Below are 22087 nucleotides of genomic sequence, written 5' to 3'. Positions count from 1 at the left end.
CTTGCCCCGCGAAGAGGCCGGGCCTGCTTACACCAGGCTCGGATCGATCACCATCACCAGCTTGCCCGACACCTGGTTAGTCTCAAGCTCGGCATACGCCGCCTGGGCAAATTCCACCGGGTAGGTATCCACCAACTGCGCCGACAACCGCCCTTCGGCGAACAGCGGCCACACCTGCTGCAGCAACTCACGCAGCAACTCGGCCTTGAAGCCATCGTCACGGTTGCGCAGCGTTGAGCCGGTGATTTCCAGGCGCTTACCCAGCACCTGTGCCAGGTCCAGCTCGAACTTTCGTCCGCCCATCAGGCCGATGATCACCCAACGCCCGTCACGCGCCAGCAGTTTGAGGTTGAGTTCCCCATAACTGGCACCCACCGGGTCGAGAATCACGTCGAACGGCCCAACGCCTTCCAGCGCATCGAGGTTCTCGTTACGCACCACGCCACCGGCAGCACCCAGCGCTTCGCAGTAGGCCAGGCGATCCTGCGAGCCAACACTCACATACACCGGGTTGCCAAACGCCTTGCACAACTGGATCGCCGCCGAACCCACGCCGCTGGCCCCTGCGTGTACCAGCACTTTCTCGCCGGCTTTGACGGCGCCCAACTGGAAGATGTTCAACCACGCCGTGGCGTACACCTCAGGCAGTGCCGCCGCTTGGTGCAAGCTCAGGCCTTCAGGTACCGGCAGCACATGGCGGGCATCGACCACCACTTCTTCAGCCATCGCACCACTGGCCAGCAACGCACACACCCGCTCGCCCACACGCCAATCGGCGCCCGGCCCAACTTCTTCGATAATGCCGGCGCACTCCAGGCCCATATAAGGGCTGGCGCCAGGCGGTGGCGGGTACAGCCCCTTCATTTGCAACAGGTCGGCGCGGTTCAGCCCCGCAGCAGCCACGCGAATGCGTACCTGGCCCGCGTCAAGGGCCGGGCGCTCGGCCTCGACCCACTCCACATGTCCGTCTTCGCCTTGCAATGCCTTCACAGTGCCTCCATAGTTGAATCATGACTGAGCCTGGGGAACCCTCGCCCCGGGCTTTTTGCAGTATTTGTCCGGCTCCATGGAACCGGCAACGGAAAAGACGGCCTACTATGCGTGATCAATTGCCTCCACGTCGAATCAGCATGAAGCATTTCCTCCCAAGCACCGCCCTGGCCCTGATGATTGGCCTCGGCAGCCTTACGCTCGGCGGCAATGCGGCGGCCGCCAACAAGTGGGACAGCCTGCAGCCGGACCGCGACGAAATCGTCGCCAGCCTTAATGTGGTGGAACTGCTCAAGCGCCACCACTACAGCAAGCCACCGCTCGATGACGCCCGCTCGGTGATCATCTACGACAGCTACATCAAGCTGCTGGACCCTGCGCGCAGCTACTTCACCGCGGCCGACATCGCCGAGTTCGACAAGTGGAAGACGCAGTTCGACGACTTCCTCAAAAGCGGCAACCTCGACCCGGGCTTCACCATCTACAAACGCTACCTTGACCGCGTCAAACAGCGCCTGGACTTTGCCCTGGCCGAGCTGAACAAAGGCGTCGACAAGATCGACTTCACCACCAAGGAAACCTTGCTGATCGACCGCAAGGACGCCCCGTGGATGAAAAACCAGGCCGAACTCGACGACCTGTGGCGCAAGCGTGTCAAAGACGAAGTGCTGCGCCAGAAGATCGCTGGCAAAGAGCCCAAGCAGATCCAGGAAACCCTGACCAAGCGCTACAAGAACCAGCTGGCGCGCCTGGACCAGACCCGTGCCGAGGATATCTTCCAGGCCTACATCAATACCTTCGCCCAGTCCTACGACCCGCACACCAACTACCTGTCGCCGGACAACGCAGAAAACTTCGACATCAACATGAGCTTGTCGCTCGAAGGCATCGGCGCGGTGCTGCAAAGCGACAACGACCAGGTCAAGATCGTCCGCCTGGTGCCGGCAGGCCCTGCCGCCAAGACCAAGCAGGTCGCCCCGGCCGACAAGATCATCGGCGTGGCCCAGGGCAACAAGGAAATGGTCGACGTGGTCGGCTGGCGCCTGGACGAAGTGGTCAAGCTGATCCGTGGCCCGAAAGGCTCGGTGGTGCGCCTGGAGATCATCCCGGCCAGCAATGCCCCGAGCGACCAGACCAGCAAGATCGTTTCGATCACCCGCGAAGCCGTCAAGCTTGAAGAGCAGGCGGCGAAAAAGTCGGTGCTCAAGCTCAAGCAGGATGGCCGTGACTACAAGCTGGGCATTATCGAGATCCCGGCCTTCTACCTGGACTTCAAGGCCTACCGTGCCGGTGATCCGGAGTACAAGAGCACCACGCGCGACGTGAAAAAGCTGCTCACCGAACTGCAAAAAGAGAAAGTCGATGGCGTAGTCATCGACCTGCGCAACAACGGCGGCGGTTCGCTGCAGGAAGCCACCGAGCTGACCAGCCTGTTCATCGACAAGGGCCCGACGGTGCTGGTGCGCAATAGCGACGGCCGCGTCGACGTGCTCGAGGACGAAAACCCGGGCGCCTTCTACAAAGGCCCGCTGGCACTGCTGGTCAACCGCCTATCGGCCTCGGCCTCGGAGATCTTCGCCGGTGCCATGCAGGACTACCACCGGGCACTGATCGTCGGTGGCCAGACCTTCGGCAAAGGCACCGTGCAGACCATCCAACCGCTCAACCATGGTGAGCTGAAACTGACCTTGGCCAAGTTCTACCGGGTGTCTGGGCAGAGCACCCAGCACCAGGGCGTGCTGCCGGACATCGACTACCCATCGATCATCGACACCAAGGAAATCGGCGAGAGCGCCCTGCCCGAGGCGATGCCGTGGGACACCATCCGCCCGGTGGTCAAGCCAGCGGCCGACCCGTTCAAGCCGTACCTGACCCAGCTCAAGGCACAGCATGAAGCGCGCAGCGTCAAGGATGCCGAGTTCACCTACATCCGCGACCGCCTGGCACTGGCCCAGAAGCTGATGAACGAGAAGACCGTCAGCCTCAACGAGCAAGAACGCCGTGCCCGCCACGATGAGATCGAGGGCAAGCAGTTGGCCCTGGAAAACATCCGCCGCAAGGCCAAAGGTGAAGAGCCGCTCAAAGAGCTGAAGAAGGAAGATGAAGACGCATTGCCGGCTGAAGATGAAAACACCAAACCGGAAGACGACGCCTACCTGTCCGAGACAGGGCGCATTCTGCTCGACTACCTGAGCGCAAGCTCGCAGGTGGCCAAGCACTGAGGTTAGGCATGCGTTAACCAAAAGGGCCGGGTGTGAAAGCACCCGGCCCTTTTCTTTGTATGTGAGCAGCCTTGTGCTGCGAAGAGGCCAGTGAAAACACCGCAGATCTTTGGTGTTTTCACTGGCCTCTTCGCAGCACAAGGCTGCTCCTACAACGTCCTGCGCTCGGCTGAATCAGGCTTCTTCGGGGTAACGGTACTCGAACACCCGCACCACTTCCGAGGCATGCCAGGACGCCGCTTCCATGCCATCGACCGGCCCGGCAAAACGCCCGAGCCGCTCTACACACTCGAAAAAACCGGTGCGCGGCAAGCGGCTGGCACCCTGGCTGATCACCAGCGAACTGCGCAAAGGCTGCTCGGCACGGGCGTCGAGCACCGCCAGGTACTCCAGCGCGGCGGTCAGCGTCTGCATGGCCGGGCTGGGCAATTGCAAGCGCTCGATAAGCGCACGGTACGTCAGCAGATGACGTTGACGACGGGCCAGGTCAAGCTCGTCCAGCAGGCTCTGCCAGTGCTGGCGGCTGATCCTGACCTGGCTCATGAGGGTTCGCTCCAACCCGCCACACCCAGGTGCCAGGCCAGGGCGCGGCGGATGGCAGCGTCCGGCTGTCGCTCGCCTGACTCGATCATGGCCAGGTACGCGGGGCTCACACCCACATTGCGCGCCAAAAGCTCAGGGGCGATGCCCTTCGCTTGGCGAATGTGTGCCACCTCGCTGAATGCCGGTAAAGGTGCAGCACTGGCAGCATCGCTTTGCACTTCACTGACACCCGCCTCGACGGGCGGCTGCCCCGCTGCCTTCAGCAGTGCCTGGTATTGCTCCCAGGGAACGACGGCGTACTCGGGCTGACCGTCCCGGCTAATAACCTGAATACCCATTACAACCCCCTTACTTAGGATTACGGCATGTAATCCGTAGGCATAATCCTTATGCCAATTATATTACCAAGTACGGGAGTCTGTGCAGCTCAGGCTGATTTCACTGCGTATTGCGTTCCAGGCGCAAGGCTTCGGGGGTATCCGGCAAGCGTTCCACCACGCGCAAGCGCTCTGGGGCTTGGCTGTCGCGCCAGGCTTTGAAACGCGCCAGCTCATCGGCCACGGTCTTCAACACCCAACCCAGCACGGCGATGTCGTCAAGAAAGCCCACGCCCAGCAGCCAGTCGGGGATGGCGTCGATAGGGCTGACGAAGTACAACAGGCCGGCAACGATGGTCACCAGCGCTTTGGGGCTGATGGCGCGGTACTCGCCGCGCCACCAGGCCAGGCACAGCGACTGCAGCAGCTTTACATCCTCGCGCAGCTGGCCGATCCGCGGGCCTTTGCGGGCCACGGCGAACAGCAAGGCCGGCAACCGCCCGCGGCTGAGCAAGCGCTCGGCCAACGGCAGAAAACGGGCGAAATTCCAGGGTGCGCTCATGGAGCCTCCGAGAGGGACAGGTTATCCACATTTATTGTGGATAACCTTGTGAACAGGGCGAAGTTTCTGACGTCAGGTGCCCACTAGGCAAGGGTCCCGGTCAGATCGGGCGTTTTTTACACAGTCGTTTCAGATTCGCAAACGATTTGCGTCAGAAGCATCCTACTTCATCACGCTGCTATTGCTCGGACAGTATCAGCCGCCAGAGGTTCTTCTCAGCCACTGGCCCCAAACGAAAACGCCCCGTCAAGACGGGGCGTTTTACGCAAACCAGCCAGTGTTACTTGGCAGGCTCTTCTGCTGGCGCTTCTGGCTCGGCACCCTGCAGCTGGGCCGGGTCTTTGATGGCGATCAGCTCAAGGTCGAACACCAGTACCGAGTTGGCAGGGATCAGCGGGCTCGGGCTCTGGGCACCGTAGGCCAGTTCGGCCGGGATGAACAGCTTGTACTTCTCGCCGACGTGCATCAGTTGCAGGCCTTCGACCCAACCTGGGATCACGCCGCTGACAGGCAGGTCGATCGGGCTGCCGCGCTCGACGGAGCTGTCGAACACCTTGCCATCGGTCAGCTTGCCTTCGTAGTGAACAGTCACTACGTCGGTCGGCTTAGGCTGCGGGCCGTCGGCCTTCTTGATCACTTCGTATTGCAGGCCCGAAGCGGTGGTGACAACACCCGGCTTCTTGGCGTTTTCTTCGAGGAACTTCTTGCCGGCGGAGGCGGCTTCTTCGCTGGCCTTGGCCAGACGCTCTTCGGCGCGCTTCTGCAGCGAGGTGAAGGCTTCTACCAGCTCTTCGTCCTTGATGCGCTGCTCTTTCTTGCTGACGGCGTCTTCGATGCCGAGGGCGACCGCTTTCGAATCAAGGTCTTCCATGCCTTCCTGAGCCAGGCTCTTGCCCATGTTCAGGCCGATACCGTAGGAGGCTTTCTGTGCCGGAGTCTTCAGCTCGGGGCTGCTGGCCTGTTGGTCGCAGCCAGCCAATACCAGGCCTACCAGGGCAACCGCAGCCGCCAAACGATGCTGTTTCATGCTATTTCCTTGTTCATGCGCCATAAGGGCAATCAGGGTAAAGCCGCGAGCTTAGCAGGCGGCCATGACCAATGGCTACCGGCATAGGAGCGGGTTTTGCTAAGGAAGTTCAGTACTTAAAGGGTTATTCATCTGACACATTAGAGCCACTGGCCAGTATTGACCCTTTATGCCGAATTCGCCTGGGTTTACCCGCCAAAAATTTCACTTCGTTCTGAGTTGTCAGGGGTATTGCCCCTCACGGTACTGCCCCGCCACCTCACGCAGCACCTCGCACACCCACTGCCCTGGCACGCTCTGCTCCAGCGCCGCATTGCGGCACAGGCCCACCGACCCGCCCGGCTCGCGCACGCCCAAGTCGAGCTCGACCAGCTCACCACGGCCCAGGTCGATCAGCACCGCATCCCGTGGCGCCACCCACACCGCATCACTGCCCAGCAGGTAGCGGCGGCTCAGGGCCAGCGAGAGGGTTTCCAGGCGTTGCGCGGGCATCTGGATACCGCATTGGACGAACAGGCTGTCGGCGTGCTGGCGAATGGTGGTGCCTGGGGGCGGCAACACCAAGGGGTAACGCCCCACCTGTGCCCGCTCGACAGGCGTGTTGGCCAACAACGGGTGCCCCGGCCGCACGACCAGGCTCATCGATTCGCTGTACAGGTGCTCGAACGACAGGCCCTGAATTTGGGGGCTGTCGGTCATGCGCCCCACCACCAGCTCCAGCTCACCCAGGCGTAGCTGGCCCAGCAACTGCGCGCTGGCACCGGTCACCACGCTGATCAGCAACGCCTCATGGCGTTGATGCAGGCGGCACAGCACCTCGGGCATCAACAAGCCCTCGACCGTGGACAGCACGCCAATGCGCACCTGCGACGGTGCCCGCGCCTCGCCGCGCAGGCTGCTGACGCCATCGCGCAGCGCCTGCACGCTGGGCCCGGCATACCGCATGAAGCGGGTGCCGGCCGGGGTCAGCTCGACGCCCTGCCGGCTGCGTTCGAACAGGCGTGTTTCCAGCAGCGCTTCGAGTTCCTTGAGCGTCTTGGAAATCGCGGGCTGGCTGATGGCGAGGATGTCTGCGGCCCTGGCCAGGCTGCCCTGCCGGGCAATCTCCAGGAAGCACAGCAGGTGGCGGTACTTGATGCGGGTGTCGAGGTTCATGGCCTCAAGCTTACCGCATGGCTACCTGCGGTGTATCCGGGTCGCGCTGCTGGCGGCGGAACTGCCCCGGCGGCAAGCCATGGATCTGCCGGAAGCGCCGCGAAAAGTACGCTTCATCAGCAAAGCCGCACAGCCGAGCCACCTCACCGACCGGGCGGCTGCCGTTAAGCAGGTAATTGCGCGCGGCGTGCATGCGCCGCTCCAGCACCAATTCGCTGAAGGTCTTGCCGATTTCCTTGCGCAGCCAATGGGTCAGGTAGGTGGGCGACAGGTACGTGGCGGCGGCGACCTTCTGCAGGTTGAGGTCGGGGTCGTCGATGTGCCTGCGCAGGTACTCGCTCATGCGCCCCAACGCGGCGCGCCGGCTGAGTTGCGCAGCATTGCTCTCGGCCAGCTCGCGCAGGGGGTCGGCGTACAAGCCGCACACCTGGCCGATCAGTTGCAGCAACAGGCCCTTGAGGATTTCACGGCTGCCGAAGCGGCGGTTGGCATCGAGTTCACGCATCTGCCCGAGAATACGCCGCACCTCGCTGAAATCGGCCTCGGCGAGGTGAAAATCCAGGTGCTCCTGGAAGCGGAACGGTGACAGTTCAGGGGCCTGCAGTATCGACACTTCTTCCAGGTCCATGGGGTCGCAAGGCAGGTGCGGCAGCAGGAATGTCTGGGAAAAGTTGATGACCACGAAATCGCTGTCGTCCGGGTGCGGGATGACATGCACCCGGTGCGGCAGGATGAAGGCCAGGGTGTTGCGTTTGAACGGGCGCTGCACGCTGCCGATGTGCTGCACCGTATCGCCGCCAAAATTGACCTGGATCTGAAAATACTCGTGTCGGTGTGGCGCGGTTTCGGCCGGCCGGCCGCGCTGGTCGCGGATGTAGAAATCCATCAGCTCGCTGCGCTGTTGCATGACGTAGGTCGGGACTTCGCGCTTGGGGGGCATGGGGGTCTCCGGTCGGGGGCTTGGCGCTGACGTTGCCTGCCATGCGGGAATTCTGAACGGCAAGCGGCTTGCCTGGCAATGAGTTGTACGACGTCGAAACTCATAATTTTGAAGCCCACTGCAAAAAACGTATCCGGCAAAAATCGACGCAGCCCTTTAAAACCGCCACCCAAAGCAAAAAAAGCTGCCAAAACCCCGCCCGCTGAGTTTTTTGGACAGCGCAGCCCTACCCCGTTCCGAGTGAAAAAAACGGTCTAAAACCGCCGTTGATTTTCCGATGTTGTACGACCACCTTAAAAAAGGGACTGCAGCCCAACCTCTACCAACAACAACAAACGAGGTCGACTCATGTCGAGCACGCCTACTTCCCGCACTGCGGCGCCTGCGTTCGCAGTGGACGCGGTCGCATCGCAACGCCTACCCACCCGCCGTCGCTGGTTCATGCTCTCGCTGCTGCTGCTGGCGACCATCATCAACTACGTCGACCGGGTCAACATCTCCATCGCGGCGCCCTTCATGGCCAAGGACCTGGGCCTGGACAAAGTCGAGATGGGCTTGATCTTCTCCGCGTTCGCCTGGACTTACGCCCTGGCGTTGGTGCCAGCCGGCTTCATTGCCGACCGCTTCGGCTCGCGCCTGACCTACGGCGTCTCGCTGATCAGTTGGTCGGCTGTCACTGTCGCCCAGGGCCTGGCCAGCGGCTTCACCTCGCTGTTCGGCCTGCGCCTGGCCGTCGGTGCCATGGAGGCACCGGCCTTCCCCGCCAACAGCCGCGCCGTCACCGTGTGGTTCCCTGCCCGCGAACGGGGCATGGCCAGCAGCATCTACGTGTGCGGCCAGTACCTGGGCACGGCCTTGTTCACTGGGGCATTGCTGTGGCTGGCGACCACCTATGACTGGCGCCATGTGTTCTACAGCACCGGCCTGATTGGTATCGTGTTTGGCGTGGTGTGGTTGTTCCTGTACCGCGACCCGCTCAACTGCAAGAAGGTCAGCAAGGAAGAACTGGCCTACATCGAGGACGGCGGCGGGCTGGTCAGAAGCAGCCAGGAGCGCACCCGTTTCGACTGGCGCCAGGTCGCCGAACTGTTCCGCTACCGCCAGGTGTGGGCCATCTGCCTGGGCAAGTTCGCCAGCACCTCAGCGCTGTACTTCTTCCTCACCTGGTTCCCCACCTACCTGATCGAAGAGCGCCAGCTGACGCTGATCAAAGTCGGCATCTTCGCGGTGATGCCGTTCATTGGCGCCACGGTCGGCATCTTGCTGGCGGGGATCGTTTCCGACCTGCTGATCCGCCGGGGCTACTCGCTGTCCTTTGCCCGCAAGCTGCCGCTGGTGGTGGGGTCGATGCTGGGCATGTCGATCGTGTTGGTCAACTTCACCGACTCCAACGTGCTGTGTATCGCCGTGCTGACGCTGGCGTTCTTTGCCCAGGGCATCGCCTCGTCCTCGTGGGCAGCGGTTTCGGAAGTGGCACCCAAGCAACTGATCGGGTTGACCGGCGGGGTCACCAGCCTGGCCGCGAACATTGGCGGCATCGTCACCCCGATCGTGATTGGCGCGATCGTGCAGGCCAGTGGCTCGTTCGCCTTGGCGTTCTGGTTTATCGGCGGGGTGGCGTTGATGGGCACGCTGTCCTACTCGCTGTTGCTCGGCAAGCTGTACCGGATCGAGCTCAAGACCGCGGCATAAGCAGGCGCGGTGAGTGCCGGAAGCGCCACCGCAGATCCCCCGTTTTTATCCAAACCGTCCCTTTTATCGTCCAACTTTGCCCGCCAGCCGCTGGCTAGGCTGGCCACTCCAGCACAGAGGATTGACCCATGACTTACCTGTTCGACCCGCCAGCCATCGTCAGCCTGCCCATCCAAGGCAGCGACGCGCGCTTCCCGGTTGGCCGCGTGTTCTGCCTGGGCCGCAACTACCCCTGGCCGCAGGCCACCGACCCAGCGCCCCGTGAGCCGGTCTTTTTCATGAAGCCGGCCAGCAACGTGGTCGAGGCACAGGGCGAACTGCCCTTCCCGCCGCAGACTGAAGAGTTTTGCCATGAAATCGAGTGGGTGGTGGCGATCAGCAAAGGCGGTGCCGACATCAGCCCGGAGCGCGCGCTGGAGCACGTCTATGGCTTTGCCGCTGGCCTGGACCTGACCCTGCGCGATCGTCAGCGCCAGGCCAAAAGCGAAGGGCTGCCCTGGGAGGGTGCCAAGGTATTCGAAGCCTCGGCGCCGATGACTGCCCTGGTGCCGGCCAGCGAACTGGGCTGGCCACTGGACGCTGCGCTGTGGCTGAAGGTCAACGGCGAGGAGCGCCAGCGCGCCCGGCTGAGCCAGCAGACCTGGCCATTGGCCGAGGTGATCAGCCGCCTGTCCCGGCAACTGCCGCTGCGCCCCGGTGACCTGATCATGACCGGCAGCCCGCCTGGCGTGGCCCCGCTCAACCCTGGCGATGTGATCCATGCCGGCATCGACGGCATCGGCGAGTTGCAACTGCGCGTTGGCCCTCGTCCCGCACGCCACACCGCCCACGCCGCCTGAATTTCTGGAGCAAACAGATGAGCCAAACACACAACAAGAAAATCGCCTTGGTCACCGGTGCCGGCAGCGGCATTGGCCGCGCCGTCGCCTTGGGGCTGCTGGCTGATGGCTTCAGCCTGGTCCTCGCCGGTCGGCGTGCCGAACCCTTGCAGGCGTTGGCAGAACAGGCCCGTGCAGCCGGTGGCGAGGCCCTCGCGGTGCCCACCGATGTGCGCGACGAACAGAGCGTCGCCCAGCTGTTCGCCACCATCGAGGAGGTGCATGGCCGCCTCGACCTGATCTTCAATAATGCCGGGGTCAATGCGCCTGCCGTGCCCATCGACGAACTGCCGCTGGAGAACTGGCGCAATGTCATCGCCACCAATGTCGACGGCGTGTTCCTCTGCGCCCGTGCGGCCTTTGGCCTGATGCGCAGGCAGCAGCCGCAGGGCGGGCGAATCGTCAACAACGGTTCGATTTCGGCGCATACCCCACGCCCCTTCACTGCGCCCTACACCGCCAGCAAGCACGCGGTGCTGGGCCTGACCAAAGCCCTGGCCCTGGACGGCCGCCCCTACAACATCGTGTGCAGCCAGGTGGACATCGGCAACGCCCTGACCGAACTGTCCGAACGCATGACCCGCGGTGTGCGCCAGGCCAATGGCGAGATTGCCGCCGAGCCGATGCTCGACGTGCGCCATGTGGCGGATGCCGTGCGCTACATCGCCGCCCTGCCGTTGGACGCCAACGTGCTCAACATGACCGTGATGGCCAGCAACATGCCCTTCGTCGGCCGTGGCTGACACCTTGCCTTTAAGGAGTGACCGATGAAACCTGAAGTCCTGCAACTGAGCCCGATCCTCATCCCAGAAGTCCGCGAGCGCCTGGAAGCGCTGTTCACCGTGCACCGGTACTACGAGCAAGCCGACAAGGACGCCTATATCAGCGCGCATGGCAACACCATCCGCGCCGTGGTCACCGGCGGCCATACCGGTATCAGCCAAGCGCTGATGGCGCGCCTCCCCAAGCTGGAAGTGATCGCGGTGAATGGCGTTGGCACCGATGCCATCGACCTGGCCTATGCGCGTGATCGGGGTATCCAGGTGACTGCAACCCTCGGCGCGCTGACCGAGGATGTCGCCGACCTCGCCATCGGCTTGCTGATTGGCGTGTGCCGAGGGCTGTGCAGCGGTGACCGGTTCGTCCGCGCCGGCCACTGGGCCACCAGCGCCACACCGCTGGCGCCATTGCCGTTGGCGCGGCAGGTGTCGGGCATGCGTGTGGGTATCGTCGGCATGGGCCGCGTCGGCCGCGCGGTGGCCCAGCGGGCGGCGGCGTTTGGCTGCCCGATTCGCTACACCGACCTGCAGCCGCAAGACGTGCCTTATGGCTTCGAGTCGAACTTGCAGCAATTGGCCAAAGACAGCGATGCGCTGATTCTGGCGGCGGCCGCCGACCAAGGCGAGGCGTTGGTGGGGCGCAAGGTGCTGCAGGCGCTTGGCCCAGACGGCTACCTGATCAATATCGCCCGTGGCAAGTTGGTGGACGAGCCCGCGTTGATCGCGGCACTTGAAGCGGGTGAGATCGCCGGGGCGGCGCTGGATGTGTTTGCCGATGAACCTCGGGTGCCCGAGGCGTTGTTCGAGCGCGAGGATGTGGTGCTGCAGCCGCACCGAGCCAGCGCCACCGTGCAGACCCGCACGCGCATGGGCGAAATGGTGGTGGCAAGCCTGGTGGATGTGTTTGCCGGGCGTACACCACAGGGGTTGGTTATCTAAGCGGCCTGTACCGGCCTGTTCGCGGGCCGGTACAGTTGCACGATGCAGATCAGGCCACCGCCACTTCCACAGCCTCTCCGTTCAGCCGCACCGGCCACACCCGCAGCCGCTGCCCGGCATCTTCCAGGCATTCCCCGCTGTGCAGGCTGAAATGCTGTTTGTACAGCGGCGCCACCACCACCAACTCACCCTGCAAGCTACCCACCAGCCCGCGGCCAATGATGTTGGCACCCGAGCGCGGGTCGCGGTTGTCCAGCGCATACAGTGGCTGTTCCTGACCCGGCAAGTAAAACAGCGCCACCTGGGCCCCCTCGTGCCACACCACCACGCCGGAATCGGCTACCAGGTCGCGCGCTTGGCAGACTGTCTGCCAGTTCGTCTGGTGGGCTACAGCAGTATTGGTCAGGTTCATCAGACAGCCTCCTCGGCAGTGGGGATCAGGTGCAGCGGTGCCGCTGGGCGGCGCTGCTCGCGCTCGCGGACGAAGTGCACGTCCGGGTCGGCGCGGTGGTCGTTGACGAAGGTGCGGAAGCGCTTGAGCTTCTCCGGGTCGTTGAGGGCATTGGCCCATTCGCATTCATAGTGGTCGACCACATGCTGCATCTGCGCCTCAAGCTCGGCGGCCAGGCCCAGGCTGTCGTCGAGGATCACCTGCTTGAGGTAGTCCAGCCCGCCCTCCAGGCTTTCGCGCCAGACCGAGGTGCGCTGCAGTTTGTCGGCAGTGCGGATGTAGAACATCAGCACACGGTCGATCAGGCGCACCAGGGTCTCGTCGTCCAGGTCGGTGGCAAACAGCTCGGCGTGGCGCGGGCGCATGCCGCCGTTGCCGCACACGTACAGGTTCCAGCCCTTGTCGGTGGCGATCACGCCGATGTCCTTGCTCTGCGCCTCGGCGCATTCGCGGGTGCAGCCAGACACCGCGAACTTGAGCTTGTGCGGGCTGCGCAGGCCCTTGTAGCGGTCTTCCAGGCGCAGGGCCATGGCGACGCTGTCCTGCACACCGTAACGGCACCAGGTGCTGCCCACGCACGACTTCACCGTGCGGGTCGACTTGCCGTAGGCATGGCCCGTCTCGAAACCGGCTTCGATCAACTCGCCCCAGATCAGCGGCAACTCGTGCAGCTGGGCGCCGAACAGGTCGATGCGTTGGCCACCGGTGATCTTGGTGTAGAGGTCGTACTTTTTTGCCACCTGGCCGATCACGATCAGCTTGTCCGGGGTGATTTCGCCCCCGGGGATGCGCGGCACCACCGAGTAGGTACCGTTTTTCTGCATGTTGGCCATGAAGGTGTCGTTGGTGTCCTGCAGCGGTACCAGCGCCGGGTCCATGATCGGCTGGTTCCAGCACGAGGCGAGGATATTGCCCACCGCCGGCTTGCAGATATCGCAACCGACATGGCCTTTGCCATGGCGCGCGAGCAGGTCATTGAAGGTGCGGATGCCGCCAACCCGCACCAGCCCGTAAAGCTCCTGGCGGGTGTAGGCAAAGTGTTCGCACAGGCTTTTGTCGACGGTCACGCCGCGGGCGGTCAGTTCGTGCTCGAACACCTGCTTGAGCAGGGCCGCACAGCCGCCGCAACCGCTGGCCGCTTTGGTGCACCCCTTGACCGCAGCGAGGTCGCTGCAGCCGCTGTCGATAGCGGCGCAGACTGCGCCCTTGCTGACGTTGTGGCACGAGCAGATGGTCGCGCTGTCGGGCAGCGCATCGGCGCCCAAGGCCGGCGCGCCGCCCGTTTGCGGCAAAATCAGGGCGGCCGGGTCGGCAGGCAGGGCGATGCCATTTTGCGCGTACTGCAGCAGGGTATCGTAGTAGCTGTTGTCACCGACCAGCACCGCACCGAGCACATGCTTGCCACTGGCATCCACCACCAGCCGGCGATAGGCCGCATTGGCTTCGTCGATGAAGCGGTAGCTGCGCGAGCCCGGCGTAGCGCCATGGGCATCGCCGATCGAGCCGACATCCACGCCCAGCAGCTTGAGCTTGGTCGACATGTCGGCGCCGGTGAACGGCACCGCTTCATCGCCCACCAGCAGCGCCGCCAGGTTGCGCGCCATGCTGTAGCCCGGCGCGACCAAGCCGAACACGCTGCCATTCCATGAAGCGCACTCGCCGATGGCGAAGATGCGGGCGTCATGGGTGCGGCAGTGATTGTCGATCACCACCCCGCCGCGGGCGGCAATCTCCAGCCCGCACGCGCGGCCCAGCGCATCCTGCGGGCGGATACCGGCAGAGAACACGATCAGGTCGGTTTCCAGGTGCTCGCCGCCGTCGAAGTTCATGCGGTAGCGATACGCCTCACCGGCGCTGATCGACTGGGTGGCGCGGGACAGGTGCACGCCTACGCCCAAGGCCTCGATCTGCGCCTTGAGCGCCGCGCCGCCCTCGCCGTCCAACTGCACCGGCATCAGCCGAGGGGCGAACTCCACCACATGGGCTTCCAGGCCGAGCGACTTCAGCGCATTGGCTGCTTCAAGGCCCAACAAGCCCCCGCCGACCACCACGCCTCGGCGGGCACCCTGGGCGGCGGCGCGGATGGCGTCGAGGTCGTCGAGGGTGCGGTAGACCAGGCGGGCATTGCCGCTGGAGCCTTCGATCGGGGGTACGAAGGGGTATGAGCCGGTGGCCAGGATCAACTGGTCGTAGCCATAGCGGCCTTCGGCGGTGACCACTTCGCGGCGCGCGCGGTCGATCTCCAGCACAGGCTCGCCCAGGTGCAGGTGCACGCCTTGGCGGGTATAGAAGCCTTGCTCGCACAGGGCCAGGGTTTCGGCACAGCTGCCGCCGAAGTACTCGGACAGGTGCACACGGTCATAGGCACGTTGGCGTTCTTCGCCGAACACCCGCACCTCGAACCGCTCCAGGGCGCCCCGCTCGATCAGTTGCTCGACGCAGTGGTGGCCGACCATGCCGTTGCCGACAATGACCAGTTTCTCGCGCTGTCCGCCGTTCGCTGTTGCCTTCATAGCCGATCCTCGATCAAAAAAAAACGCCTGGAGCCGAAGCTCCAGGCGCCTTTGCCTGTACTCATCAGGGTGTGCCCCTGGTTGATCGCCGTTGATCAGTGGGGCGTGTTGTGAAGCTGGTAAAGCAGGGAGTGTGCCAAATACTGCCTGTTGGGCCTCTTCGCAGCACAAGGCTGCTCCTACCGGTTCTGCGCCCCCCTGTAGGAGCAGCCTTGTGCTGCGAAGAGGCCGTTACAGGCACCCCAAACCGCACAGCCAAGGTGCACCCCTCCCCATCCCGGTGCACTCAATACACATCGCGCCGATAGCGCTTGGCCTTGCTCAATGCCTCTACATACGCATCCGCCGCAGCCTCGCTCATACCGCCATGCTCCGCGACGATGACACGCAAGGCGCTGTCCACATCCTTGGCCATGCGCTGGGCATCGCCGCACACATAAAAGAACGCGCCCCCTTCAAGCCACCGCCAGAGGTCAGCGCCCTGCTCGTGCATGCGCTGCTGCACATAGATTTTCTCGGGCTGGTCGCGCGAGAAAGCGGTATCCAGGCGCACATGGCCGGTCGCCTGCCACGCTTGCAACTGCGCTTGGTAATAGAAATCGCTGGCGGCAGACTGCTCACCGAAAAACAGCCAGTTCTGCCCACGGGCCCCACGCGCTTCGCGTTCTTCCAGAAACGCCCGAAACGGCGCGATACCCGTGCCTGGGCCGACCATGATCACCGGCACATTGTCGTCCTCAGGCAGGCGAAAATGCTTCGATGCCTGCGGGAAGATCGCCACCTTGATGCCTTGCGCACGGTCGGCCAGAAAGGTCGAGCAGGCCCCTTTGCGCTGCCCGTAACGCACCGTCGAGACCGTCAGGTGAACCTGGCCGGGGTGCGCCAACGGGCTGGAACTGATCGAGTACAAGCGCGGCTGCAACGGCTTGAGCAGGTCAAGCCAGGTGGCCAATGGCAGGTCTTGCGGGAACTCGCGCAGTACGTCCGCCAATTGCCGCCCCCACAACCAGCTCTGCAGCTCGGCCTTGTGCTCAGGCTGAAGCAGCCGGCGCAGGTCCGCCGCCGTCTGGCTGAACACCTGCAACTGCGCAGGGGTGACCTTGGCGATTTCCAGGTGGGCTTGCATGGCAACGGCCAACGGCAGCGCAGGCTGGCCTTTGATCTCAACCAGAGCCTGGCCATCGAGGCGCATCAGTGCCAGCAACTCCTCGACCAACGCCGGGCAATTGCGCGGCCATACGCCCAAGGCATCGCCCGGCTGGTAGGTAAGCGTGCTGCCCGACAGGTCGAACACCAGTTGGCGAGTCTCCTTGCTGGCACCTGGGGCGTTGAGCACGCGGTTTTCCAGCAAGGTGGCCGACCAGGGTTGCTGCTTGCTGTAGGCCTCCACGGGCGCGGGTGCGCTGCTTGCCTGGGGCGCGGCGGCGCTGCCCAACTGCGATGACAAGGCGTCGAGCCAGGTGGCGAACGCCTCATCGAAGTCCGGCTCGCAGTCCACCCGTGGCAACAACCTTCGCCCGCCCAGCTCGGCCAGGCGCTGATCGAGCTTGCGGCCAAACCCGCAAAACTGGTCGTAACTGGAGTCACCCAAGGCCAACACGGCGTAAGGCACGTCGGCACAGTGGGCGCCCTCCTCGCCTTGCAGGGCTTGCCAGAACGCCGTCGCACTGTCGGGCGCATCGCCATCGCCAAACGTACTGGCGATCAGTACGACACTGGCCGCGCCGTGCAACTGCTGCGGGCTGACCGCTGCCATGCAACTGAGCTGCACGGCGAGGCCGGCGCCACGCAGGCGTTCGGCACAGCGTTCGGCCAGTGCCTCACCGTTACCGGTTTGCGAGGCCCACAGCACCTGATGCTGGGGCGCCGCAAGCGTCGGGTTAGGCAGTTCCGAAGGCTGGGCGAACAACCCCGCCAATAGCCCATCGACGAACAGCCGCCGGCTTGCGGCCAGCGGCGCACTGGCCGGCAGGCTGGGCACCCCCTCAGCGCGGGCCTGGTCCAGGCCGAGCAAAAAACCCTGCAAGTAATGACGCTCCTCCTCGGCCAGCACCGGGGCTGGCAGGGTGTCCAGGCCAAGCAGACGGGACAGGGTGGCGGTCGGCATGTGGGCAGGCTCCGGGATGGCAGTGGCGGCGCTCAGGTCAACGGCGTCGATACGTTCGCCGGCAACCCGCTGCAGGGCCACGGCGCAGTGTTTGAAGGCCGGCTGCAGCGACAGCGGGTCGACGGCATCGCAGGTCACGGCATTGATCGCCAGCTGCTCGCCCATCACATCGTTCCAGTGGAAAGGGGCGAAACAGTTGCCCGGCATGACCCGATCACTGACCCGTGCCGGCAACAACGCCTGCCCCCGCCGCGAGCGGACGGCAACCTGGTCCTTGTCGCGAATACCCAGGCGCGCGGCATCGTCAGGGTGCAGCTCGACAAAGGGGCCGGGCTCGAGTTTGTTCAGCGCAGGCACCTTGCCGGTCTTGGTCAGGGTGTGCCATTGGTGCTGCACACGGCCGGTGTTGAGCACCATCGGGTAGTCCGCGTCGGGCAGCTCGGGCGCAGGCAGCCAAGGGCGGGCGAAGAAGCGCGCTTTGCCACTGGCCGTCGGAAACGCCAGCGCCGGGCGCTTGCCCTGGGCGTCGAGCAACAGCGGCTGGCTGCTGCCGTCGTTCTGGTAACGCAGCGGGCTGCGCGGGGCCTCATGCCCTGGCGCGCAGGGCCACTGGCGCGGCTGCGCGCGCAGGTCGGTGTAGCCGATACCGCGCAGGTCGTAGCCGGTTGCCGGGTTGTGGAAACGGCGGATTTCGTCGTACACCGCTTCGGCATTGGGGTAGTCGAAGGCATCGGCATAGCCCATGGCGCAGGCGATGCGGGCGATGATCTGCCAGTCCGGCAGGCTTTGGCCTGGGGGTGCCACGGCGCGGGGCATCAAGGTCAGGTTGCGTTCACTGTTGATCATCACGCCCTCGCCTTCGGCCCACAGCGCGGCCGGCAACAGGATGTCGGCGTAGCGGTTGGTCTCGGTGTCGAGAAACGCATCCTGGGTGATCACCAGTTCAGCCTGGCCCAGGCCGTCGATCACTTGCTGGCGGTTGGCGACGCTGGCCACCGGGTTGCTGCAGATGATCCAGCACGCCTTGACCTCGCCGCGCTTCATCTGCTCGAACAGCGCCACGGTGCCCTCGCCGCCTTCGCTGCGCAGGCTGCCTGGGGCCAGCTGCCACTGGTTTTCGACAAAGGCGCGGTCGGCCGCCACCAACGCCGATCGCTGCCCCGGCAGGCCCGGCCCCATGTAGCCCATCTCGCGGCCGCCCATGGCATTCGGTTGCCCGGTGAGGGAGAACGGCCCGCTGCCAGGGCGGCAAATGGCGCCGGTGGCCAGGTGCAGGTTGCAGATCGCGTTGCTGTGCCAGGTGCCATGGATGCTCTGGTTAAGGCCCATGGTCCAGCAGCTCATCCAGTCCTTGGCACCGCCGAGCCATTCGGCGGCGGTGCGGATGTCGGCTTCGCTCAGGCCGGTGATGGCGGCGACGCGGGCGGGGCTGTAGTCCTCCAGGAATGCAGGCAGGTCTTCCCAGCCCTCGGTGTGACGGGCGATGAAGTCAGCGTTTGTGTGGCCGTTCTGGTGCAGCAGGTGCAGCAAGCCATTGAGCAGGGCCATGTCGGTGCCCGGGCGTACCTGCAAGAACAGGTCGGCCTTGTCTGCGGTGGCCGTGCGCCGGGGGTCGACGACGATCAACCTGGCGCCGGCTTTCAGCCGGTCGAGCAGGCGCAGGAACAGGATTGGGTGACAGTCGGTCATGTTGGCGCCGATCACCAGAAACACCTCCGCGTGCTCGAAGTCCTGGTAGCTGCCGGGCGGGCCATCGGCGCCCAATGACAGCTTGTAGCCGCTGCCAGCGCTGGCCATGCACAGCCGTGAATTGGACTCGATATGGCGGGTGCGGATAAAACCCTTGGCCAGTTTGTTGGCGAGGTACTGCGCCTCCAGCGACATCTGCCCCGACACATACAAGGCCACGGCATCGGGGCCGTGCTGGTCGATAATGCCGCGCAGGCGCTCGGCGGCCTGGGCGATGGCCTGGTCCAGGCCTGTGCGCGCCGGTTGCTGGCTGCGTTGCTGGCGCAGGTAGGCGTCTTCCATGCGCCCGGCCGCGCTCAGCGGTACGTGCGCGGTCAGGCCCTTGGTGCACAGGCGGCCAAAATTGCTGGGGTGCTGCTTGTCGCCGCTGATCTTGCTGACTTTGCCATCGGCCACGCTCATGACAATGCCGCAGCCGACGCCGCAATACGGGCAGACACTGCGTACTTCGCTGCTGCTCATGGGCCGGTCTCCTGGTAAAAACACAAAAGGCGCCGGCTGCCCCGGCTTGCATGGCAAGCGGGGCAACACGGCGCCTTTGTCGTGAAAATGTGCGGGCAATCGGCATTGATTGCCCTGGGTAGAGGCAAGCCAGCAATTACCGGGCCAGCTGTACTGGGCTCATCGCGGGCAAGCCCGCTCCTACAGGGCCTGCGCTATCAGGGAAGGTTTGGCGCACCATGCGGTGGCATCTCGCAGGCTCGCAGCGCTATGCTGGGGCACATTTTAGCCAGAGTTACTGCCCTCCCCCCATGTCCCAGGTGATCCTCAAAACCCCCGCCCAACTCGACGTGATGCGCAACGCCGGTCAGCTACTGGCCCAGGTATTTGCAGAGCTCGACCGTTTCATACGCCCTGGCGTAACCACGATGCAGATCAACGACCTTGCCGAGGCGTTCATCGTCGACAGCCTGAAGGCACGCCCGGCGAGCAAGGGCCAGTATGGGTTCCCCTACGCGCTCAATACGTCAGTGGACCATGTGGTCTGCCACGGCATGCCGAAGGCTGATGAAGTGCTGAAGGAAGGGTCGATCATCAATGTCGACATCACCCTCGAACAAGGCGGCTATATCGCCGATTCGTCGAAGATGTATTGCCTTGGGGTGATCAGCGATGAGGCCCGGCGGTTGGTCGACACCACCTATGACGCGCTATGGAAAGGCATCGAGCAGGTGCGCCCGGGGGCGACGCTGGGTGACATTGGCCATGCTATCCAGGCCCATGCCGAAGCTGCGGGCTACAGCGTGGTGCGCGAATATTGTGGCCATGGCATTGGCCAGCAGATGCATGAAAAGCCGGAGGTGCTGCATTACGGGCAGCGCGGCATGGGCATGGCGCTCAAGCCTGGCATGGTGTTTACCATCGAGCCGATGATCAACCAGGGCGGGCGTGGGACACGGACGTTGAAGGACGGGTGGACGGTGATCACCCGCGACCATACGCTTTCTGCGCAGTGGGAACATACGGTGGCGGTGACTGAGGCGGGGGTTGAGGTGCTGACGTTGCGGGAGGAAGAACGCAAGCGTTGATACCGCAGCGCGGCACAGACCCTGTGGGAGCGGGTTCACCCGCGAACACCGGCGAAGCCGGTGCCCTACACCGCGTCGCCTTCTTCGCGGGCAAACCCGCTCCCACAGGCCCCTGCTAACTGAATACGATAGGCTTGGCGCAGCAAAATTCAGCACAAACAAAAAAAGCGACCCTAAGGTCGCTTTTTCTGTAACTTCCGGGTGTTCAGTGGGCCCTGGAAGTTGAATATGGCGCAGCGGACGGGACTCGAACCCGCGACCCCCGGCGTGACAGGCCGGTATTCTAACCGACTGAACTACCGCTGCGCTATACATCGAGTGGTGGGTGATGACGGGATCGAACCGCCGACCCTCTGCTTGTAAGGCAGATGCTCTCCCGGCTGAGCTAATCACCCTTTCGTCTCGGTGTGGCGCGCATTCTACGGATGAGCCCCTACCCTGGCAAGCACTTTTTTCGACTTTTTTAAAAATTTTTTCGAAGCCTTTCAAAGACCTAGCAACGCTGGGCTTTTCTTCCTTTATATAAGGGTGCTGGCCCTCTGACAGGGTTGGACGGGAACCACCGCTCGGAGAATAATGCCCGCCTTATGCATTAAGGAGAGATTGCCCCTCATGTGGTTCAAGAACCTGCTGACCTACCGCCTGACCCAGGATGTTCCATTCGAAGCCGAAGCACTGGAAACCGCCCTGGCCAGCAAGCCGGCCCGTCCCTGCGCCAGCCAGGAGCTGACCACCTATGGCTTCGTCGCGCCATTCGGCAAGGGCGAAGACGCTCCCCTGGTGCACGTCAGCGGCGAGTTCCTGCTGATCGCCGCGCGCAAGGAAGAACGTATCCTCCCAAGCAGCGTGGTGAATGACGCAGTCAAGGAGAAGGTCGAAGAGATCGAGACCGAGCAGATGCGCAAGGTCTATAAAAAGGAACGCGACCAGATCAAGGACGAGATCATCCAGGCCTTCCTGCCGCGCGCCTTCATTCGTCGCTCGATGATCTTCGCCGCCATCGCCCCGCGCCTGGGCGTGATCCTGGTCAACTCGGCCAGCGCCAAGCGTGCCGAAGACCTGCTGTCGACCCTGCGTGAAGTCATGGGCTCGCTGCCGGTACGCCCCGCTACCGTGAAGATCGCGCCAGCGGCCACCATGACCGACTGGGTCAAGTCGCAACAAGCGGCCGAAGGCTTCTATGTACTGGACGAGTGCGAGCTGCGCGACACCGCCGAAGACGGTGGCATCGTGCGCTGCAAGCGCCAGGACCTGACCAGCGAAGAAATCCAGCTGCACCTGAGCACCGGCAAGGTGGTTACCCAACTGGCCCTGGCCTGGCAAGACAAACTGTCGTTCGTGCTCGACGACAAGATGGTCATCAAGCGACTGAAGTTCGAAGAGCTGCTGCAAGAGCAGGCCGAACAGGATGGCGGTGATGAGGCCCAGCAGCAGTTCGATGCCAGCTTCCTGCTGATGATGATGACCTTTACCGAATTCCTCCCGGTGCTGTTCGAGGCCTTGGGTGGGGAGGAGATTCCGCAAGGGGTCTAACCTTCATGCTTTGCCGGTGCTGGCCTGATCGTTAATCATTGACCAGTACCGGCCCTTTCGCGGGCGAGCCCGCTGCCACAGGTGCTTGCTCACCCAGTGGCAGCGGGCTTGCCCGCGTAAGGGCCCTGGAAACTCACCTCTTTATATAAGTACAAGGACTT

Annotated in this window: 17 protein-coding genes and 2 tRNA genes; 7 read left to right on the top strand and 12 right to left on the bottom strand. The window is 63.7% G+C overall.

Annotated features, from left to right (window positions below; all coding sequences use genetic code 11):
* Positions 1–27: 27 nt before the first annotated feature.
* Positions 28–990 (bottom strand): zinc-binding dehydrogenase, encoded by a 963-nt coding sequence (locus tag HU764_RS04445; protein ID WP_186702991.1) that lies wholly within the window; start codon positions 988–990, stop codon positions 28–30.
* Between the two features lie 140 nt (positions 991–1130).
* On the opposite strand from HU764_RS04445, the gene HU764_RS04440 reads away from it, so the two are divergent.
* On the top strand, positions 1131–3212 hold the full coding sequence (locus tag HU764_RS04440; protein WP_186702990.1) for a carboxy terminal-processing peptidase: 2082 nt from the start codon (positions 1131–1133) through the stop codon (positions 3210–3212).
* A 174-nt stretch (positions 3213–3386) separates the two neighbouring features.
* On the opposite strand, the gene HU764_RS04435 is transcribed toward HU764_RS04440, so the two are convergent.
* The 6 genes from HU764_RS04435 to HU764_RS04410 all read right to left on the bottom strand — a co-directional run bounded on the left by HU764_RS04435 (position 3387) and on the right by HU764_RS04410 (position 7756).
* Positions 3387–3755, bottom strand: a complete 369-nt coding sequence (locus tag HU764_RS04435; protein ID WP_027595903.1) for a hypothetical protein — start codon at positions 3753–3755, stop codon at positions 3387–3389.
* Positions 3752–4093: a helix-turn-helix domain-containing protein gene (locus tag HU764_RS04430; RefSeq protein WP_186676171.1), complete on the bottom strand. Its 342-nt coding sequence runs from the start codon at positions 4091–4093 to the stop codon at positions 3752–3754. The genes HU764_RS04435 and HU764_RS04430 overlap by 4 nt, the downstream gene beginning before the upstream one ends.
* 100 nt (positions 4094–4193) lie before the next feature.
* Positions 4194–4634: a YkvA family protein gene (locus HU764_RS04425; protein WP_027595901.1), complete on the bottom strand. Its 441-nt coding sequence runs from the start codon at positions 4632–4634 to the stop codon at positions 4194–4196.
* Between the two features lie 280 nt (positions 4635–4914).
* Positions 4915–5661: a BamJ family beta-barrel-assembly machinery protein gene (locus tag HU764_RS04420; RefSeq protein ID WP_027595900.1), complete on the bottom strand. Its 747-nt coding sequence runs from the start codon at positions 5659–5661 to the stop codon at positions 4915–4917.
* Between the two features lie 222 nt (positions 5662–5883).
* Positions 5884–6816, bottom strand: a complete 933-nt coding sequence (pcaQ, locus tag HU764_RS04415; RefSeq protein ID WP_099428531.1) for a pca operon transcription factor PcaQ — start codon at positions 6814–6816, stop codon at positions 5884–5886.
* A 10-nt stretch (positions 6817–6826) separates the two neighbouring features.
* The gene (locus HU764_RS04410; protein ID WP_027595898.1) at positions 6827–7756 is read right to left on the bottom strand and encodes a helix-turn-helix transcriptional regulator; all 930 of its coding nucleotides are present in this window, start codon (positions 7754–7756) and stop codon (positions 6827–6829) included.
* Positions 7757–8104: 348 nt separating this feature from the next.
* On the opposite strand from HU764_RS04410, the gene HU764_RS04405 reads away from it, so the two are divergent.
* The 4 genes from HU764_RS04405 to HU764_RS04390 all read left to right on the top strand — a co-directional run bounded on the left by HU764_RS04405 (position 8105) and on the right by HU764_RS04390 (position 12044).
* Entirely contained in the window at positions 8105–9448 is a 1344-nt protein-coding gene (locus HU764_RS04405) for an MFS transporter (RefSeq protein WP_027595897.1), read from the top strand.
* A 128-nt stretch (positions 9449–9576) separates the two neighbouring features.
* Complete coding sequence (locus HU764_RS04400) at positions 9577–10287, top strand: fumarylacetoacetate hydrolase family protein (protein WP_099453198.1); 711 nt, start codon at positions 9577–9579, stop codon at positions 10285–10287.
* Positions 10288–10304: 17 nt separating this feature from the next.
* Complete coding sequence (locus HU764_RS04395; protein WP_085272779.1) at positions 10305–11069, top strand: SDR family oxidoreductase; 765 nt, start codon at positions 10305–10307, stop codon at positions 11067–11069.
* A 24-nt stretch (positions 11070–11093) separates the two neighbouring features.
* Positions 11094–12044, top strand: coding sequence for a 2-hydroxyacid dehydrogenase (locus HU764_RS04390; protein ID WP_186702989.1), 951 nt, complete (start codon positions 11094–11096; stop codon positions 12042–12044).
* A gap of 49 nt (positions 12045–12093) precedes the next feature.
* On the opposite strand, the gene nirD is transcribed toward HU764_RS04390, so the two are convergent.
* The 3 genes from nirD to HU764_RS04375 form a co-directional block, all read right to left on the bottom strand.
* Positions 12094–12456 carry a nitrite reductase small subunit NirD gene (nirD, locus tag HU764_RS04385; RefSeq protein WP_186702988.1) on the bottom strand — a complete coding sequence of 121 codons (363 nt, stop codon included), beginning with the start codon at positions 12454–12456 and terminating at the stop codon, positions 12094–12096.
* Entirely contained in the window at positions 12456–15008 is a 2553-nt protein-coding gene (gene nirB, locus HU764_RS04380; protein WP_186702987.1) for a nitrite reductase large subunit NirB, read from the bottom strand. The genes nirD and nirB overlap by 1 nt, the downstream gene beginning before the upstream one ends.
* Before the next feature lie 286 nt (positions 15009–15294).
* Complete coding sequence (locus HU764_RS04375; protein ID WP_186702986.1) at positions 15295–19326, bottom strand: bifunctional nitrate reductase/sulfite reductase flavoprotein subunit alpha; 4032 nt, start codon at positions 19324–19326, stop codon at positions 15295–15297.
* 290 nt (positions 19327–19616) lie between these two features.
* Between HU764_RS04375 and map the strand changes: the two genes are divergently transcribed.
* Positions 19617–20393: a type I methionyl aminopeptidase gene (gene map, locus HU764_RS04370; RefSeq protein WP_155951454.1), complete on the top strand. Its 777-nt coding sequence runs from the start codon at positions 19617–19619 to the stop codon at positions 20391–20393.
* Positions 20394–20622: 229 nt separating this feature from the next.
* Here the strand turns inward: map and HU764_RS04365 are convergent.
* Positions 20623–20699: transfer RNA gene (locus tag HU764_RS04365), tRNA-Asp, on the bottom strand.
* Positions 20700–20712: 13 nt separating this feature from the next.
* Positions 20713–20788: transfer RNA gene (locus HU764_RS04360), tRNA-Val, on the bottom strand.
* Positions 20789–21005: 217 nt separating this feature from the next.
* On the opposite strand from HU764_RS04360, the gene rdgC reads away from it, so the two are divergent.
* Positions 21006–21926 carry a recombination-associated protein RdgC gene (gene rdgC, locus HU764_RS04355; RefSeq protein WP_085272776.1) on the top strand — a complete coding sequence of 307 codons (921 nt, stop codon included), beginning with the start codon at positions 21006–21008 and terminating at the stop codon, positions 21924–21926.
* Positions 21927–22087: the final 161 nt, after the last annotated feature.

Origin of the sequence: Pseudomonas kermanshahensis, from assembly GCF_014269205.2 — a bacterium.
Lineage (GTDB): Bacteria > Pseudomonadota > Gammaproteobacteria > Pseudomonadales > Pseudomonadaceae > Aquipseudomonas > Aquipseudomonas kermanshahensis.
Note: the sequence above shows the minus strand (reverse complement) of the source record. Positions and strands in the feature narration are given on the sequence as shown.

What these genes read in the sequence shown, in the direction of transcription:
- HU764_RS04425 (WP_027595901.1), bottom strand. Translation starts at nt 4,634, where the DNA reads ATGAGCGCACCCTGGAATTTCGCCCGTTTTCTGCCGTTGGCCGAGCGC.
- map (WP_155951454.1), top strand. Translation starts at nt 19,617, where the DNA reads ATGTCCCAGGTGATCCTCAAAACCCCCGCCCAACTCGACGTGATGCGC.
- pcaQ (WP_099428531.1), bottom strand. Translation starts at nt 6,816, where the DNA reads ATGAACCTCGACACCCGCATCAAGTACCGCCACCTGCTGTGCTTCCTG.
- HU764_RS04440 (WP_186702990.1), top strand. Translation starts at nt 1,131, where the DNA reads ATGAAGCATTTCCTCCCAAGCACCGCCCTGGCCCTGATGATTGGCCTC.
- nirB (WP_186702987.1), bottom strand. Translation starts at nt 15,008, where the DNA reads ATGAAGGCAACAGCGAACGGCGGACAGCGCGAGAAACTGGTCATTGTC.
- HU764_RS04375 (WP_186702986.1), bottom strand. Translation starts at nt 19,326, where the DNA reads ATGAGCAGCAGCGAAGTACGCAGTGTCTGCCCGTATTGCGGCGTCGGC.
- HU764_RS04430 (WP_186676171.1), bottom strand. Translation starts at nt 4,093, where the DNA reads ATGGGTATTCAGGTTATTAGCCGGGACGGTCAGCCCGAGTACGCCGTC.
- HU764_RS04395 (WP_085272779.1), top strand. Translation starts at nt 10,305, where the DNA reads ATGAGCCAAACACACAACAAGAAAATCGCCTTGGTCACCGGTGCCGGC.
- rdgC (WP_085272776.1), top strand. Translation starts at nt 21,006, where the DNA reads ATGTGGTTCAAGAACCTGCTGACCTACCGCCTGACCCAGGATGTTCCA.
- HU764_RS04400 (WP_099453198.1), top strand. Translation starts at nt 9,577, where the DNA reads ATGACTTACCTGTTCGACCCGCCAGCCATCGTCAGCCTGCCCATCCAA.
- HU764_RS04410 (WP_027595898.1), bottom strand. Translation starts at nt 7,756, where the DNA reads ATGCCCCCCAAGCGCGAAGTCCCGACCTACGTCATGCAACAGCGCAGC.
- HU764_RS04390 (WP_186702989.1), top strand. Translation starts at nt 11,094, where the DNA reads ATGAAACCTGAAGTCCTGCAACTGAGCCCGATCCTCATCCCAGAAGTC.
- HU764_RS04435 (WP_027595903.1), bottom strand. Translation starts at nt 3,755, where the DNA reads ATGAGCCAGGTCAGGATCAGCCGCCAGCACTGGCAGAGCCTGCTGGAC.
- HU764_RS04405 (WP_027595897.1), top strand. Translation starts at nt 8,105, where the DNA reads ATGTCGAGCACGCCTACTTCCCGCACTGCGGCGCCTGCGTTCGCAGTG.
- nirD (WP_186702988.1), bottom strand. Translation starts at nt 12,456, where the DNA reads ATGAACCTGACCAATACTGCTGTAGCCCACCAGACGAACTGGCAGACA.
- HU764_RS04420 (WP_027595900.1), bottom strand. Translation starts at nt 5,661, where the DNA reads ATGAAACAGCATCGTTTGGCGGCTGCGGTTGCCCTGGTAGGCCTGGTA.